The organism is Acidobacteriota bacterium (genome assembly GCA_040754075.1).
Taxonomy (GTDB): domain Bacteria; phylum Acidobacteriota; class Blastocatellia; order UBA7656; family UBA7656; genus JBFMDH01.
In genome coordinates this window covers 1-16,571 of sequence record JBFMDH010000020.1, presented here as the reverse complement: position 1 = coordinate 16,571, position 16,571 = coordinate 1, and the positions used below count along the sequence as shown (strand labels likewise).

The 16,571-nt window shown below is 49.4% G+C and carries 13 protein-coding genes; 5 read left to right on the top strand and 8 right to left on the bottom strand.

The features are described from left to right. Positions 1-171 precede the first annotated feature (171 nt). On the top strand, positions 172-1,164 hold the full coding sequence (locus AB1757_19805; GenBank protein ID MEW6129295.1) for an NAD(P)-binding domain-containing protein: 993 nt from the start codon (positions 172-174) through the stop codon (positions 1,162-1,164). Between the two features lie 25 nt (positions 1,165-1,189). Then, positions 1,190-2,857 carry a PEGA domain-containing protein gene (locus AB1757_19800; GenBank protein ID MEW6129294.1) on the top strand — a complete coding sequence of 556 codons (1,668 nt, stop codon included), beginning with the start codon at positions 1,190-1,192 and terminating at the stop codon, positions 2,855-2,857. Positions 2,858-3,024: 167 nt separating this feature from the next. On the opposite strand, the gene AB1757_19795 is transcribed toward AB1757_19800, so the two are convergent. The 4 genes from AB1757_19795 to AB1757_19780 all read right to left on the bottom strand — a co-directional run bounded on the left by AB1757_19795 (position 3,025) and on the right by AB1757_19780 (position 9,757). After that, positions 3,025-4,320 (bottom strand): HD domain-containing protein, encoded by a 1,296-nt coding sequence (locus tag AB1757_19795; GenBank protein ID MEW6129293.1) that lies wholly within the window; start codon positions 4,318-4,320, stop codon positions 3,025-3,027. A gap of 429 nt (positions 4,321-4,749) precedes the next feature. Further along, a complete protein-coding gene (locus AB1757_19790; protein ID MEW6129292.1) occupies positions 4,750-5,742 on the bottom strand; it encodes a VWA domain-containing protein in 993 nt (330 codons plus the stop codon). 238 nt (positions 5,743-5,980) lie between these two features. After that, positions 5,981-7,027, bottom strand: a complete 1,047-nt coding sequence (locus AB1757_19785) for an OmpA family protein (protein MEW6129291.1) — start codon at positions 7,025-7,027, stop codon at positions 5,981-5,983. Between the two features lie 606 nt (positions 7,028-7,633). Continuing rightward, complete coding sequence (locus AB1757_19780; protein MEW6129290.1) at positions 7,634-9,757, bottom strand: NF038122 family metalloprotease; 2,124 nt, start codon at positions 9,755-9,757, stop codon at positions 7,634-7,636. 297 nt (positions 9,758-10,054) lie between these two features. On the opposite strand from AB1757_19780, the gene AB1757_19775 reads away from it, so the two are divergent. Together AB1757_19775 and AB1757_19770 are read left to right on the top strand one after the other, a co-directional pair. Beyond that, complete coding sequence (locus tag AB1757_19775) at positions 10,055-11,395, top strand: cytochrome ubiquinol oxidase subunit I (protein MEW6129289.1); 1,341 nt, start codon at positions 10,055-10,057, stop codon at positions 11,393-11,395. Then, a complete protein-coding gene (locus AB1757_19770; GenBank protein MEW6129288.1) occupies positions 11,385-12,425 on the top strand; it encodes a cytochrome d ubiquinol oxidase subunit II in 1,041 nt (346 codons plus the stop codon). The genes AB1757_19775 and AB1757_19770 overlap by 11 nt, the downstream gene beginning before the upstream one ends. Before the next feature lie 339 nt (positions 12,426-12,764). Here the strand turns inward: AB1757_19770 and AB1757_19765 are convergent, their stop codons facing one another. From AB1757_19765 to AB1757_19750, 4 genes are all read right to left on the bottom strand, one after another. Then, positions 12,765-13,355, bottom strand: a complete 591-nt coding sequence (locus AB1757_19765; protein ID MEW6129287.1) for an SRPBCC domain-containing protein — start codon at positions 13,353-13,355, stop codon at positions 12,765-12,767. A gap of 36 nt (positions 13,356-13,391) precedes the next feature. Next, positions 13,392-13,859, bottom strand: coding sequence for a VOC family protein (locus AB1757_19760; protein ID MEW6129286.1), 468 nt, complete (start codon positions 13,857-13,859; stop codon positions 13,392-13,394). A 152-nt stretch (positions 13,860-14,011) separates the two neighbouring features. After that, entirely contained in the window at positions 14,012-14,431 is a 420-nt protein-coding gene (locus tag AB1757_19755; GenBank protein ID MEW6129285.1) for a YciI family protein, read from the bottom strand. A 138-nt stretch (positions 14,432-14,569) separates the two neighbouring features. Beyond that, a complete protein-coding gene (locus AB1757_19750) occupies positions 14,570-14,932 on the bottom strand; it encodes a YciI family protein (protein MEW6129284.1) in 363 nt (120 codons plus the stop codon). A 90-nt stretch (positions 14,933-15,022) separates the two neighbouring features. Between AB1757_19750 and AB1757_19745 the strand changes: the two genes are divergently transcribed. Next, complete coding sequence (locus AB1757_19745; GenBank protein MEW6129283.1) at positions 15,023-16,276, top strand: RNA polymerase sigma factor; 1,254 nt, start codon at positions 15,023-15,025, stop codon at positions 16,274-16,276. The last annotated feature ends 295 nt before the right edge of the window (positions 16,277-16,571 follow it).

The window sequence follows — 16,571 nt, the reverse complement described above, 5'->3', positions numbered from 1 at the left end:
AGTTTTATTTAATTTAAGGAAGCGAAGGAAGACGCCAAACTTGCTCAAGCTAATTCAAACGTCAACGATATTACCACTCAACCGGGATGAGTTCCAGACTTTATAGTCCTTTACCCTCTAAGGCGCATTGGAGTATGCTTAATTTTAACGATTCGACAAAACGAGATATACATGTACGATTTAGTGATTATCGGCAGTGGTCCATCCGGTCTTGCCGCGGCGCTTTCAGCAAAGCGACAAGGGTTGGATTTTCTAATTATCGAACGCGGCGAACTCGCCCAAACGGTGCGCAATTATCCCTTGGGCAAATCGCTGTTCTCGACTTCAAATGAAGTTGAACTTGAGCCGGGCGCGTTGCCAGGCGATAGAAAACCGACACGCGAAGAGGTTTTGCGGCATTATGAAACTCTGGTGAAAAACCAGCAGTTGAATATTCACACCAACGAGGCGGTCGAATCGATTACCCCGACCGCCCAAGGGTTTATCATCAAAACCAGCAAGGGCGATTACCTTTCGCGCACTGTGCTGGTTGCGGTTGGCGGATTCGGACGACAACGCCGATTACAGGTGCCGGGCGAGAGCGATGACCGCGTCGCCTATCGGTTTGTTGAGGGCGCGGGTTACGCGAATCAAGATGTGCTGGTGGTTGGCGGCGGCAATTCGGCTGCTGAAGCGACGCTCTTTTTATTGGAATTCGATGCCCGACCGATTTGGATATTGCGTCGCGCCGCCATTGATCTTGCGCCTGACCCGGATACCGGCGCTTCACGTGCCAAGATCAAACCCTGGGTGCGCGAACCTATCGAAAAAGCTCAAGCCGCAGGGTTGATTCAAATCATCACCTCGGCAAAGCTTCTGGAAATTCGTCCGCAAACGGCTGTACTCGAACGCCTTGATTGCGGCGAACAATTGGAAATCAATTGTCATCATATTCTCGCCCTCATTGGCGCTGACCCGGATACCACTTTATTGGAAACTGCCGGTGTGGAAATAGCGCCGGACGGGCGACCGGTTTATAATACAGACACTTACGAAACCACAGTCCCCGGATTATATGTAGCGGGACACATCACTCGCGAACTTCATATGAAGAACGCCATTGAGGTCACACCGCGAATTGTCGATAACCTGGCTGCGCAATGGTTTGCTCAGGCAATGGGTTAGTCGGGGTTGATGAAAGGAGGTCGCCATTTCATCTGCAGCAAATAATTTAAGCATTACCAGAGGTCGCACCGGTGGGCGTTGGTGGATACTTGCGGCAACCTCTGCATTACTGATAACCACACTGGTTGCAGCCGTCATTTATCTGGTAACCAAAAAACCGGCAACCGTCGATCAGGTAATTATCCTCACCAATCCGTCGGGCGCGGAAATCATGCTCGACGCGAAATCTTACGGCACCACGCCTGTAAAAATCGAACAACTCAAAGCCGGAACTTATACGCTCACCATCACCAAAGACCAATATGAAACCTATACCGAAAAGATAGAAATTTCCGATGCGCAACCGACCATCGAGCGTAAATTGAAACTCGAAGTTTCTGCCGATATGGCAAACTTGCCGCCCGAAGAAAAAATTCGCCGGTTGCAGGAACAAGCCGAAGCCGCGTTCGCTCGTGGAAGCTATCTGATTCCTTTTGAGGGCAGCGCCTTTTGGTATTCCCAGCAAATCATCGATGAAGACGCGAACAACGAATTTGCCCGCGCCATGCAGGAACGGATTCGCAAGCAGCGTTTACAGGATTCGCAAGTGGAATATGCGCGTGGCGATTTCAGTAGCGCTATGAGAATCCTCGGCAGCCTGAACGAATACTACCCCAATGATTCCGAAATTCGTACGGCAATGGCAAGGATGGAAGCGCAACTATCGACCAAACGCGGCGAGGTTCAAGGGTTGGTCGCCAAAGCCGACGCGGCTTTACGCGCGGGAAATTTACTTGACCCGGTGCGCGCCAATGCTGATTTTTTTGCCCGTCAGGTGTTAGCCATTGACCCGCAAAACGCGCAGGCTCGCAGTATTCGCCAACAGGTCAAAGACCGTTCTATTGAAGCTGTAGAACAGGCGCAGGTGCGTGGCGACCTTGAGGGCGCGATCCGATTGCTGGCGCGCGTTGAACTGGCATTTGCCGATGATAAACAGGTTCGACAATTAAAAGCCCAACTGGTGGACGCTTCGTCGCGCAAAGCCGCTGAAGTAGCCAGAACCAATGATGCTGAATATCGTCGTCAGGAAGGGTTGAGTAAAAATCGAAGCGGCGATTTTGCCGGTGCGATAAGCGATTTAAATTTTGCCTTGATAAATGGCAAAGGCTCTGCTGATGTGATTTTTGCGCTCGCCTACAGTCATTACAAACTTGGTCACTATACACAGGCGGGCGAATATTTTCGCCAGGTTCCCTCGTCGGCAGGCGAGCAATACATATCCTCTATCGCTTTACTCGGCGAGATTGCCAGCAAACAAGGTGACACGGATACGGCGTTGCGCCGCTATAAAGAAGCCCGACAACTCGGCGGCAGCAGTCTCTTTTTGATTGCGACGCTTGATGACCGGATTGAAAAAATCGAAAACCGCATACGCGAAAAAGAAGAAGCGCCATCACCTGTTGGAATTCCCGTCAAGCATGAACATGGCGCGTTTCGCGGTTCCTGTTCAGGCACCCTGACAGTTAATGGCGCGGGCGTCAATTACAACGGCGAAGATGCGTTTGCAGCAACGTTGACAGGGGTTTCCGCCGGGTTCTCCAAAAAAGGATTGACCATCAGTTGGGCAGGTAAATCCATCACCTTTAAAACCACTGCGAGCTATGCCAATCAATTTCTTGAAGCATTGGGGAAATATCAAAAAGCCAGTAAGTAAGCCTCCCCAAGCGGGGAATTGACGGTTGCGATTTTTTCAGTATAGTGCAAGCAACGTCCATTAAGAGACGGTTAATAAGAACATTCGCCTCAAGCTGAAAAGTAAAAAGGCAAATCAAAATCGGAGGATTCGATAATCAATGAATCACCGGTTTTCGATTTGCCTTTTTACTTTTTGCGGGTCGCACACTCTTTGGCGATTTGAGAAATTTCATCGGCAAGCTCCATCGGAAAACAGACGCGGTTGATTTGATAACCGCGCATCCCGCTTACCAGTTCCGAGACTTCACTGATTTCTTTGATGGTCGGTTGAGCGCCATCGGATTCAATATAAATTAAACTTTCCGGCGCGACGCCAACCGTCGAATAGAAATTATAATAAGGCACATCGCCGGCGCGATCAGTTATCAAATAATATTGCGGGTCAAAACCGGCTTTTGCGGTTGTCTTTGCAGCCCTCGTCCAGAATTCGTCGGCGGCATCATCGGCAAAATGAATATCCAGCGCTTTGAAAAGTTTTCGATGAATGAAGCGTTGGGCAAGGTCTGCAAGAATCGCATCTTTGTCACGCATCCATTGTTTCAAATGGAAGGTAACATCGGTGTCATCGAGTTGCAGGTATTCATTGGTCGTCACGCTTTCACCGCGCAACATCTTTTCAAAAATAGAACCCGCGATGCGAAACCCCAGAGCATTTTGTTCCATCAATTCGCGGGCGCGGTTGAGGGTTGATACCAGGACAACCTCGGCAGAACGCAGGGTGCGATGAAAATAGACCTGACGAAACATGTAATAACGCGCCTGCAAATATTCTTCGACCGCATAAAGCCCTTTGGCTTCGACATAAACGCGGTCAGAGGTTTCATCAATTTTGAGGGCGTGCAAAACCCATTCAAGGTCGTAAATGCCGTATTTCGCGCCGGTCATCAAACTGTCGCGCAGTAAATAATCCATGCGGTCACAATCAAGTTGCGATGACACCAGTTGCGAAATAAACGCCGGTTTATAATTGTGTTGATAAAGCGCGGCGAGTTTTACGGGAAGCTCGGAATCATAATTTCGCAAAATGGCATTCACTTCGGTACTGGTTTCAAGAATGATTTGTCGTGACCAGTCTTCGTGATGGAAGCGAAAAACTTTTTCCATGACATGAGAAAAAGGGCCGTGCCCCAAATCGTGAAGCAATGCGCCGGCGCGCCCGACGACGCGAGCCTCTTCACTGATTTGATGCTGTTGTGATAACCAGTTGAGCGCGCGGGTCATTAAATGCATGACGCCGATGGAATGCGTAAAGCGACTGTGTTCAGCGCCCTGATAGGTAAACAGCGCCAGCCCCAGTTGTTTGATGCGGCGCAAGCGTTGAAACTCGGCTGAATCAATCAAATCAACAATGAGCTTGTCATCGCGAACGCTTTCATTGAGCGAAATGATGTTGTGCAACGGGTCGCGATAATTTCTGTGCATCACTGGTGAACTCCGCAAATGTGCTATGGAAAACTATGAAGCGATGGGACGACTTTTTCAATCAGGATTTCACGACAAACTGTCGTTTGAAGAAAACAAGATAATATTTTAAGGATTTGAGAGCCGGATAAATTACCGGAAAGTTTAAGCAAAGACGGAACGGAATTTTAGCGCAATTCAGGAATTGCAGCCTGGAGCGGTTTGCGATTGAGGTTGTTTTGAATCGGTTGAACAAGGGTCTAAAGACCGCGTCGTTGGTTGAAGCGCGGTCAAAAAACACTGGTTCAACCCCGGTAAATGTTTTGCAAGCCGCAAGGCTGACGGATACAAAAAATTTCGCGTCAAAATCATTCAAAGACAAAAAAATGCTTTGCGCTCAGGGTTAGCCGCGCAACAGAAAAATTGCAAATTTAATCCTCAATACCGATTTCAACCTTTCGGCACATAGTACCCTTGGCGCGCGCGTATGCGTAAATCGGGGCGATTGGGCGCGCGCACGGTGATGCGCCGGAAAGAGCCATCATTGCGTTCATCGGAGGTGTAATAACCGAATAAATATTGGGCTTGCAATTCTTCGGCAATCTGGCTGAAGACCGCTTGCAGGCTTTGTGTCCGAGTCAAATTAAACGCCTTGCCGCCGGTTTGCGAAGCCAACGATTCCATTAAATCCTGCCCCTTGCGACTGACTTCGTTTAAGCGAACCGATTCGCCGCTCGGATTAATCGAATAAAATAAGCAATCATTTTTCTGGATTTCGCGAAGCGTGTCGGTCATATTATTTTTCGCGCTGTAATTTTCTTCACCATCGGAAATCACCACCAGAACGCGACGGCTTCCGGTATCGGCATTTTTGTCGAGATAAAGCGCCGCGTCGACGACCGCGTCGTAAAATGCGGTGGCGGCTTTTATCGGCTCCATTGTCATAATTCCCGTGATGATTTCCCGGCTATTGCTATTGCGCGTTTTGAACAGTTTAGGCGTGGTGCCAATTTCAAATAAAGAAACCGCGTCGCCGGGTTTAAACACATCCTGAATAAACTGTACGGCAGCCTGTTTTTGTAAAGCGAATTGACCGTGGGTGCTGCCTGAAACATCAAAAAGCAGAGCAATATCAATGGGCGTTTTTCCGGGTTCGCCAAGCGCCACGACACGTTGTTCTTTGCCGTCCTCTTCAATCACAATATCATCGGCTTTTAAATCTTTAACCGGTTTACCTGTGGCATCGGAAACTGAAATCGGCACCTGCACCAGACGCGAACTGAGACGCAACGGGGCGTCCTGATCCTGCTCCTGTTTTTTTGTGGGGTCTTGCGCCGTCATTGAGGTTGGCACGTTGCCCTTAACATTAAAGACCGGCAGACTTGCCGCAAATATTAAAATCAATTGTAAAATAAAGAACTTTTTAAATCGCTGTGTACACAAAACAATTTACTCCTATTGACGATTTTCATCCTGAGTATAGTGCGACAGCTTGCTTACCTAAGACGATTAATCGCTTTGCATAAAGTTACTCGCTTATCAATATCCTCAATCAGATAATCAAACTTTGTCGGAAAATAATTAAGACGCGACCAAAACCTTTACCGAGATCATCCTTCAAAAGACTCTCGAATGGGGGCAAAGTTTGTAGTCGCGTCTTAAACCTGATTTGCGGTGAGCGTTATTGATTGCTGCTCACGGCGCGATTCATATTGACCGAAGAATTAATTCCGCGGCTCACTAAAATTTTAACTTCGACGCGACGATTTTGTGCGCGTCCTTCACGCGTGGTGTTGTCAGCCACCGGAATCGCTTCACCATAACCGAGCGGCATAACAATGCGGCGCAGCGGAATTTCATGCTGTCTTGCCAGATAACGCATCACCGCATCGGCGCGACGTTCGCTTAACCGATCATTCAAACTGGTTGAGCCATCCGAAGAAGCAAAACCACGAACTTCGATGACAAAACCTTTTTCATTCTTTGCCTGAGTGGCAATTTCATCCAGCTTGGTTTTGGCTTCGGGGGTCAGGACGGCGCTTCCGACTTTGAAATTAACTGTGGCGATTTGCTTCTCTTCGTAATCGTCGAGTGAAGCAATGCGTTCGTTGGTTTTGGTGACCCCTTCAACCGCCATATCAGCAGTTTGTTGAGCCGCCGCCGCACCACCTTTGGCGAGATTCGCCACCTGTGATAACTCTTCAACCTGACCCGACAAACGCTTGGCATTCTGTTCGGTTTCGGTTAAACGGGTTTCGGCTTCTCCGAGACGATTTTCAACCGGCACGACTTGCGAGTTAATGGAAACCGCGACTCGTTGCGAATCACTGGAGAATTTAACCTTTTCGGCAACCAGTGCGCCTGCGGCATCGCCGCGCCCTTGAACTTCAACGAAAAGTCCGCGAATGACTTCTGTCGTTGAATATTTCTTGGCGCCGCGAAACGGGTTGCTCTTCTTTTCTTCCACTTTGGTCGAGCCGGTCAGTTGTACAGTCAGTTCCGAACCGGTTGTATCACGCATAACAAAACTATCATTATCACGTCTGATGATGGTGCCTTCGACTTTCATCTTTTGACCGGAAGCCACGCGCGATTGCATTTGGCGCGAGTCCGTTCCCGTGGATTGATCTTTGTCCTGCGTTACGCCGTTCTGATAAGCCAGCACCGAACTGGTCATGGTCAGAGACAGCAACATCACGAGAGATTTCAAAAGCGACATTTTTTTCATTAGTGTTACTCCAAAAAGTAAATTTTTTCGTTTGAATCTAAGATTGATTGGCTGCCTTTCCTGACGCTGGATGAGGAGCCTATCAGACTTATACCAATTTGTATCAGGATGCCCTTCATATTTCCCAAACCGAGGTTAAACAAACTATCCTCGGTCTTCTCAAATACACTCCACCTGAAATCCGTTAGCGCCTTTCGATAATTCAAAGATTCGCTAACGGATAAAAATGGTTGCAAATGGCGTGCAACAAATTTTTGTCCGCTTTGCCGGTTTCATAATTTAATTAAGTCTTTTTATTTTCGGGTTTAACTTTTGCGGTGAATTCAAAAAATTCGCAACTAGGTAATTTTTTCAGTGTAAAAGTGTATTTATGGCTTTATATCATACGTGAACCGAGTTTGAAATTTTCCATTGTGCCACTCAAAAGCAGGATTTTGGAAAGACTTGAGTAACGCTTCTTCGAGCAAATTTACGGTTGGGTATCATTCGGGTTCGTCTTCAAATTTAACAAGGTTGAAAATTTTAAACGGGGCGGGAGATGCGCGTTTTGATTATCAAAACGCGCATCTCCTGCCCCGTTTGTAAGCGGTAGCGCCGAGTTCAGGGTTATTTAAGTTTCAGCAAAAACAGATTTGAATAAGCGCCGTTTAAACGCAAACGCACGCGATTCAATCCCGCATGTAACCCCGCCTGCGCCCGCGTGCCACTCATTTTAATTTTCACGCCTTTCAATTTTGCGTTTAACGGTGGGGTGACCATGACGCCATTGATCTCAACCTGGTAGGCGGCATTCGTAAAAGCCACACCTTTAAAAATCGTCACATCTCCTTCATTATCGAAGGTGACGTTTTTAATGGTTGGTCCACCCGCATCCGCTTGATTGAAATTTGCCGTGTAGACCGAACTGCGATTGCCTTTCGCATCGGTAAGCAAAAGGGTGATGCGCACTGCCGTCAAGGTGTTGGTTTGAGCCATCCCTGAAAAACTGAAATTGAAATTGCCGGTTTGTAAACCACCAAAATCGACATCGCTATCCGGGTAAGCGAGAAGCTCTTTGCCGCTTTCATCAAAAAGTTTGAATGACGCTTTGGTAACATCGGCTTCAAGGTCTGTAGCGGTTCCGCTGAGCGTCAACGTATCGCCATCAAGCCGCGCTGCCAGGGCATTGACCACAGGTGCCGTGCCCGGTGTGTCAACTGTTGCCTTGATGGTGTAATCGCCTGCGCCTGCGCCGCAGTTGCCAATCGCGATGTAATAGGTTCCCGGAATAATTTTCGCCGCCGGGGTCGCATCAACCGTGATGGATTCGTTGCCGTCTTCACCGGCTGAAATGAAGTGCGCATAAACCGACGCGCCAAAAGCGAGAACCGGATCATTGATGCGCACAAATAATTCCAGATTAGGTGTGCCCGTGAGTTCAACTTTGAGTTGCGTCGCATCGCTCGGAATTTGAATGGTGTACTGCACAGGGTCAAGCAGACAATCGCCTTCCGGTGGCGCAGCCATTGTGCGCGTCAGCGCCACGCCCGAGGTTAAAGCGATAAAATCGTCGGTGCTGGCGGGCGTCAGACTCACTGTGTGACCGATGTATTGCATCGCCTCAAGGTCATTATTGCTGATGCGCAAGCGTTCACCGGATTGAATAGTGGACTGCATAATTCCCGTGTGACGACCAAAATGTTCGGTTTGCCAGTGGCTTGATTGTCCGTCTTCACGAGTAGCGGGATTCGCGAAAAATAACGATGCCTCGTCGGTGAGCGATAGGCGTTTAGCAGTGGTGAAAATTCCGGTTGAACCATCGGGTTGAAAGCGAAACATATCCCAGGTACTCACAAAATCCGAGGCGGTTTCAGTGCGGCTGTTGTCCGCATCATTGGACACGAACCCCAGCACATGACCAATCTGATGAGCGATGAGTCCTTCAAAATCAATCTTGTCACGGTCAATTCCATCGCGCGCATCGAAGTCAAAATTGCCAACTGAGTTAAAAGCGATTGACGGGGTGTTTGCATCGCTTGTCGCATCTGCTTCGAGTAAGCCGAGTGAGCGAAAGACCGCAGCCGGCGCGGAAATATTTTTGGTGAATCCATTGGCGGTCGGCACACCGTCTTCGGGCAGCGCGCGATAGAGCATATCTTCCTGCGGGCTTTTCGCTTTATTCAAAAATCTATCGCGAATGCCAGCGTAGAGATTCGCTGCGCCGACAGGCGCGGTGTTGATGATTCCCAAAACATCTTTTGCGTAAGCGTCACCAAACCGCGTGACGCCGAAATCAACATCAATCACCATAGTGATTTTATTTTTAATCTGCTGCATCCAGTTTGCCGCCGCCCGCAACATGGCAGCCTTGGCTTCAGGATAATTTTCCAGTTGCGCCGTGCCTCGCAAAATAATTTTCAAGCCTTTATTTTTTTGCAATTGCCCGGTCGAATCTTTGCCATTGGTTAAAACCTGAAGTTCGGCGTTGAGATGGCGCGATGCCAATGCTTCAACTTCAGATGGTAGCGCGTCATTACAACTTAAAGCTTTGCCTTGGTGACGAATGATAAAAATGCCGGCTTCCGGGCGCGGATGCAGTTGTGGCGAAGGCTGCATTTGCGCCGAAGGCTGTTGACTCGTTAATAAATTACCGCCCGCCGAAACGGATAAAGGCGTGATCAATGGCATAACGATTAAACTCAGTGCCAGAAGCGAAAGCAGCATCACTTTGTGAAGGTTGACCAATTTCATGCGATTGCCTCCAGATCGCTTGTCGGGAAAGATTCGCCGTGAGAAAGCAAAGCTCTGATTACGATCTACTTGTTTGATGGTGGTTGAAATAATTTCCTTGAGGGCAGGATTTGCGAAAAGTTCATTGATTAGCAAAGGCAATCATTGGCGGATTGCTTCTCTAAACCGCTTCTAAGATACAACTTTGAAAAGAAAAATCAATACTTCAGTCAGTGGTAATCCGGTGCCGCAAGATTTTTGCCAGCCCATTCGCCTCACGCACATCGCCTCGCTATGCTAAGCAGCAGGGACGCACCTATGGATAATTTGTTAGCCGCAAGGTCACAGATGGCTGTGTCTTTGGCATTTCACATCATCTTCGCAGTCGTCGGCATTGCCATGCCCTTGATGATGGTGATTGCCGAATGGCGCTGGTTGCGCACAGGTCGGGAAGTTTATCTCGAACTCGCAAAACGTTGGGCAAAGGGAACGGCGATTTTATTCGCGGTTGGCGCCGTGTCGGGAACCGTGCTGTCGTTTGAACTCGGATTGCTCTGGCCGCAGTTTATGGAATGGGCAGGACCGATTATCGGCATGCCGTTTTCACTCGAAGGATTTGCTTTTTTCACCGAAGCGATTTTTTTAGGAATTTATCTGTATGGCTGGCAGAAAGTCTCGCCGCGCGCCCATTTGCTCGCGGGCGTTATAGTTGCCCTGAGTGGCGCAGCCAGCGCAATTTTCGTAGTCATTGCCAATGCCTGGATGAATGCGCCGACCGGATTTCGATTGATTGATGGCAAGCCCGTTGATATTGACCCGATTGCCGCGATGCAAAATCCCGCAGCGTTTTCTGAGACCCTGCATATGATTCTTGCCGCTTATGCAGCAACCGGATTTGCGGTTGCCGGTATTCATGGCTTCTTACTACTGCGCGACCGGCAAAACCTTTTTCATCGCGCGGCGCTGGCGATTGCTTTAACCGTCGGCGGCGTCACGGCTGTGCTGCAACCGTTAAGTGGCGACCTGCTCGCAAAAACTGTAGCGGTCAATCAACCCGCCAAACTTGCAGCGTTCGAGGGACAGTTCAAAACCGAAACCGGCGCGGCGTTGCGCATCGGCGGCATTCCCGATGAAGCGGCGGGCGAGACGCCCTATGCCTTGGAAATTCCCGGCGGCTTGAGTTTCTTAGCGTTTGGTGACACACAGGCGACCGTGAAAGGACTCGAAGAATTTCCGCGTGAACATTGGCCGCCGGTCGCCATCGTTCACATCGCTTTTCAGGTAATGGTTGCCGCAGGATTCGCGATGATGGCGGTGGCGCTGTGGGCGGTGTGGCTGGCGTGGCGCAAATCGCTATTTGCCAACCGCTGGTTTTTGCGAACCGTGGTGTTTGCCGCGCCGCTCGGTTTTATAGGGATTGAAGCAGGCTGGACAGTTACCGAAGTCGGACGCCAACCCTGGATTATCTATGGCATCATTAAAACCGCAGATGCGGTAACCCCTATGCCCGGACTTGTCGTGCCGTTTGTGACGTTTACTTTGCTTTACGTAATGCTTGCGGCAGTCGTTGTCTGGTTATTATTTCGTCAAGTCGCCAAAAGTCCGCGCAACTTCAACGCGCGGTCGCTTCAAAATGCGGAGGAAGATTATGTCGCTTGAAGTGATACTCGCAGGCGCGATGCTCGTGTCGCTCACCTTTTATGCTTTGATGGGGGGCGCTGATTACGGCGGCGGCGTGTGGGATTTGTTTGCCAGAGGTCGTCGTGCCAAAACGCAACGCGAATTGATTGCCGAAGCCATCGGTCCCATCTGGGAAGCCAATCACGTCTGGCTTATTCTGGTGGTGGTTTTGTTGTTCACCTGTTTTCCCAAAGCCTTCGCCGCGATTGCCACCGCTTTGCACATTCCGCTCACCTTAATGCTCATCGGAGTGGTGTTGCGCGGTTCGGCATTTACGTTTCGCACCTACGATAATAAAAGAGACGATACCCAACGTCGCTGGAGCAGAATTTTTGCCATCGCCAGTCTCACGACGCCGATACTGCTCGGCGTGACGCTCGGCGCGATTGCTTCGGGCAAAATTCAAACTGACCAAGGCACGGCTGTAGAAATTTTTATTCGCCCGTGGTTTGCGCCGTTTCCATTTGCGGTTGGGTTTTTTGCGCTCGCGTTGTTTGCCTATCTGGCGGCGGTTTATTTAACGCTTGAAACCGATGACCCGCAATTAAAGGAAGATTTTCGCAAGCGTGCATTGATTGCGGCTGTGGTTGTCGGCTTACTGGCGCTTACAGTTTTTCTATTATCCGAAAGTGGCGCGCCGTTAATTCGTCGAGGCTTGAGCCAAAGTCGTTGGACGTGGCCGCTACAAATTACGACGGGATTGATGGCAACCGGAGCGATTCTGGCATTGTGGTTTTATAAATTTCAACTGGCGAGATTTTGTGCCGCCGCGCAAATCACGTTGATTTTGTGGGGCTGGGGACTGGCGCAATATCCTTATCTGATCGAACCCGATATAACCATTCAAAACGCCGCCGCGCCTGATGTGACCTTGCGGCTGGTATTGATTGCTTTGCTCGCCGGACTGGTTTTGTTGTTGCCGTCTTTTTATTATCTGTTTCGTGTCTTCAAAAACGTTTCGGCGACCGATACCACAGAGCGTTTCTTGATTCGCAAAAGATCAAACTGAATCGCAGAGAGTGAATAAATTTGGAGTGTGATGACCGTAGCGTGACACGCTACAGTCACCACTTTTTCTACTTGCCGAACCCTGAAAGTCAGTGGCATGAAGTTAAAGAAAAATGTAGCGCCGACTGTCGAGTCTGCGCCGATTTAGACAAGTATGTCCTCGAAATTTCAAAGAGTATTCGACCAAGATGGTCGCAGGTTAGACAACCGGCGCTCCATCTGCGGTGCTTAACTTCATACCATTGCCCTGAAGGTCAGGTGATGATTCAAAGCGTTTGCCGCAAAATAAACGCGGCAATCAGTTACCACAGGTCAACGGTCAGGGTCTTGAATAATCGCGCTAACTTTGAGTCAAAGCCGCCGCCATTTTATTGAGACATTGCTCTAAACCCAGTCTCGATAGCTTCAACCATTGCTCCGAGTGATAGCCGTATTCGGTAACCGTCATTTCGGTTTTGTTGCCCACCGTTTTAAAGGTGATGACGTTACGCACGCCTTGTGGAAAATCCGCAGGCAAGCCCATTTTGACAGGGTCTGCCCGGTTGCCGTCTTTATCTGTGAGGTAGTGAATATATTCAATCAATTCCAACGGCACGATTTTTCGGTAAGTCCAGGTGCTGTAGAGGTCTTGTCCCTGCGGTGAACGCATGCAGACCAGCGAGGTGCCGCCTTCGCGAAAATCCATTTTGGCAAGCGGCGTCGTGTAGCCTGTCGGACTCCACCACTTCTTAACATAGTCGGCTTCTGCCCAATACTTCCATACTTCGGCAATCGGAGCCTCAAAGGTGCGCGTCACCATCAAATCCCTGAGCTGGTTTTTTTGAAGGTCTGTGGTCGCAGACGATTGGGTCTGTGACCCTGCCACCGAAGACAATCCAATTATCAGGAATCCGGCAATGACGACACTAAAAATTTTTATCGTATTCTTCATCAAGCTCTCCTTCTTTATTGAGGGTTAATATCGAATTCAGCCTTTTGCTTGTTGCAACCTGTTGATGTCGATTTTTTTCATTTGCAATAAATCGCTCACCACTCGCCTGGCTTTCTCAGCATCTTTTTCTTGCAACAACTCGGATAAAGCGGCAGGAATGATTTGCCACGATACGCCGTACCGATCTTTCAGCCAGCCACACGGCTCTTCTTCGCCGCCTTCCGTGAGTTTCGCCCACAACTCATCAACTTCTGCTTGTGACTGACAGTTCACGAAAAGCGAAATGCCTGACGAAAACTTAAATTGTGAGCCACCGTTTAGCGCCATAAAATCCTGCCCTTCAAGCTGGAAACTCACAGACATGACTTTGCCCTTCATTTCCGGCAAAGCATCGCCGTAATGCGTAACATTGGTGATGCGGGAATTTTTAAATAGCGAAACGTAAAAATTTGCTGCCTCTTCGGCTTGGTCGTTAAAAGTCAAAAACGTAGTGATTTTTTGCATGTGCTCTCCATTTAATTTGTACTTGATGCAGTTTACGATTAGGTTTACTGCATATCTGTTGAGCGCGGTCAAAGACCGCTTTCTCAACCTCATTAACCATCATCAAACCGTTTTGTAATCGGCTTCAAATAATTTGAAAATCGCTCAGCGTTTTACTCTTTCGCAGCGATTTGTTCGCGAATGCGCGCTTCCTTTTCACGCAATTCGGGAGTAAATTCCGCGCCGAAATCTTCCATCTCGAAAACCTGACGCAGTTCGAGTTCCGCGCCGCCATCCATCGGACAACGCTTCGCCCATTCGATGGCTTCTTCTTTGGACTTCACCTGCCACAACCAGAACCCGGCGATGAGTTCTCTGGTCTCGATGAAAGGTCCATCGGTGATGATGCGCTTGTCGCCTAAAAATTTGACGCGCACGCCTTTCGAGCTAGGATGCAACCCTTCGCCCGCCAGCATCACGCCGGCGTTTGCCAGTTCTTCATTGTATTTGGTCATTGCCGCCAAAATTTCTTCACTCGGCATCACGCCCGCTTCGGATTCTTCGTTCGCTTTGACGATTACCATAAATCTCATTGTCTTTCTCCTTTTGTTAAAAATTGAATTTGGTACTTCAAGTTTGTTTTACCAATAGCGCCGATACGTTTCATCAACCCATCGGCGGCTATTGAAAGTTCATTGCCAGATGAAAGGATGGGCTTTGACTTGATCAACTCAGAACGACGTTTCCGGCAGCCCTGCGACCTCAACCACCGGACGAATTTCGACGGTGCCGACCTGCGCGCCGGGAATGCGTTCAGCGATGCGGATGGCTTCATCGAGATTTTTCGCCTCAATCAGAAAAAAGCCACCGAGTTGTTCGCGGGTTTCGGCAAACGGGCCATCAATCACCAGGCGTTTACCCTCGCGCACCTGAATACTGGTTGCGGTGGCAACCGAATGCAGCGGCGCAGTTGCCAGGAATTGCCCTCTGCTATGAAGTTCCTGCGCGAGACTTGCGGATTTTACATAACAAGCCTCACGTCCGCTTTCATTCAATGCAGTTTCTTCCAGATAAATCAGCAGAACATATTTCATCACATCTGCCTCCATTTTTTCCTTTCATCAGTAAATCGAATGGCGCATCGACAAATCGACACCTCAGCAAAAAATTTTTTATTATTCACTATGCTTCAAAACCCAACCGCAGAAATCACTCAAGCCATCGATTCCGTCTATCGTTCAGATTGGGGACGCATCGTTGCCGCGTTGATTGGGCTGATTGGCGATTTCGACTTAGCCGAAGAAGCCGCCCAGGACGCTTTTACCGTCGCCGTAAGCCAGTGGCAAGACCAGGGTGTTCCTGAATTTCCCCGCGCCTGGATTATTCAAACGGCGCGTTACAAAGCTATTGACCGCATACGCCGCCGAACGCGACTTGCTGAGAAACTGCAATGGTACGCGGCTTCCGGGTTGATGCCAACCAGCGAAGAACCGAATTATGACACCAGCGAAATTGCCGATGACCGGCTGCGATTGATTTTTACCTGCTGTCACCCGGCGCTGGCGCTCGAAGCGCAGGTGGCATTGACGCTTAGAATGCTTGGCGGACTTGAGACCGATGAAATTGCCCGCGCTTTTCTTGTCCCCACTGCGACGATGGCGCAACGTCTGGTGCGCGCCAAACGCAAAATTCGTGATGCGGGAATTCCGTTTGCCGTGCCTGACACGGGCGAGATGCCTGCGCGCCTGGATACGGTGCTCACGGTGATTTATCTGATATTCAACGAAGGCTATGCAGCGACGCGCGGCGAAGTGATGGTGCGCGCCGACCTTTGCGCGGAAGCCATCAGGCTGGCGCGTCTGGTGAGAACCTTGATGATGCCAAAGCCGCCCGCAGAAGCAACGGCGCTTTTGGCTTTAATGTTATTGCACGATGCCAGGCGCGAAGCCCGTCTTGATGAGGCTGGTGAAATTGTTTTGCTCGAAGAACAGGATCGTCGCCTCTGGAATCGGCAGCAAATCAATGAAGCGTTGCCGCTGGTTGAAGAGGGACTGAGTGGCGGCGCAGCGCCGTTTGCCTTACAGGCGGCAATTGCTGCACAGCATTGTCAGGCATTGAAATATGAAGACACCGACTGGGCACAAATTGTCCGCCTCTATGATTTACTGGAACGGGCACAACCTTCGCCAATTGTATCGCTGAATCGTGCAGTAGCGGTCGCCATAGCAGATGGCGAACAAGCCGGACTTAGTTTGATGGATAGGCTTGCCGCTGAACTCGATGGATATCATCTGTTACACGCGGCGCGCGCCGACCTGTTGCGTCGCCTGGGTCGCAACCCGGAAGCGGCTGCGAGTTACACACGGGCGCTTGCTTTAGTCACCAACGATAGCGAACGCCGCTTTCTCGAACGACGGCTGCGCGAAGTTCAGGCTTGAATGAATTACTGTGAAGCGAGCAGTCGTTATCACTAGAACTCAAAACAGACTACGGAACAAACGGAAATAACCGAACAGACGAAAAATTTTCAAATATCTCGAAAGTGTTTGGGCTTTCCGTTTGTTCGGTTATTTCCGTTTGTTCGGTCATCTTTTTCAATCTCACGTAAACAATGGTTCGGACAAAAAATGAGATGAAAAAATAAGCCAATACCGATTAAATGGATGTTTCCAGACACCAGACAATCGGAGATTGGCTTATGACTTTCGTCAACCAGATTTTAGATCAGATGAC

Coding starts and splice junctions, on each gene's coding strand:
- AB1757_19805 (MEW6129295.1), top strand. CDS start 172: ATGTACGATTTAGTGATTATCGGCAGTGGTCCATCCGGTCTTGCCGCG.
- AB1757_19795 (MEW6129293.1), bottom strand. CDS start 4,320: ATGCACAGAAATTATCGCGACCCGTTGCACAACATCATTTCGCTCAAT.
- AB1757_19785 (MEW6129291.1), bottom strand. CDS start 7,027: ATGAAAAAAATGTCGCTTTTGAAATCTCTCGTGATGTTGCTGTCTCTG.
- AB1757_19780 (MEW6129290.1), bottom strand. CDS start 9,757: ATGAAATTGGTCAACCTTCACAAAGTGATGCTGCTTTCGCTTCTGGCA.
- AB1757_19775 (MEW6129289.1), top strand. CDS start 10,055: ATGGATAATTTGTTAGCCGCAAGGTCACAGATGGCTGTGTCTTTGGCA.
- AB1757_19770 (MEW6129288.1), top strand. CDS start 11,385: ATGTCGCTTGAAGTGATACTCGCAGGCGCGATGCTCGTGTCGCTCACC.
- AB1757_19765 (MEW6129287.1), bottom strand. CDS start 13,355: ATGAAGAATACGATAAAAATTTTTAGTGTCGTCATTGCCGGATTCCTG.
- AB1757_19760 (MEW6129286.1), bottom strand. CDS start 13,859: ATGCAAAAAATCACTACGTTTTTGACTTTTAACGACCAAGCCGAAGAG.
- AB1757_19755 (MEW6129285.1), bottom strand. CDS start 14,431: ATGAGATTTATGGTAATCGTCAAAGCGAACGAAGAATCCGAAGCGGGC.
- AB1757_19750 (MEW6129284.1), bottom strand. CDS start 14,932: ATGAAATATGTTCTGCTGATTTATCTGGAAGAAACTGCATTGAATGAA.
- AB1757_19745 (MEW6129283.1), top strand. CDS start 15,023: ATGCTTCAAAACCCAACCGCAGAAATCACTCAAGCCATCGATTCCGTC.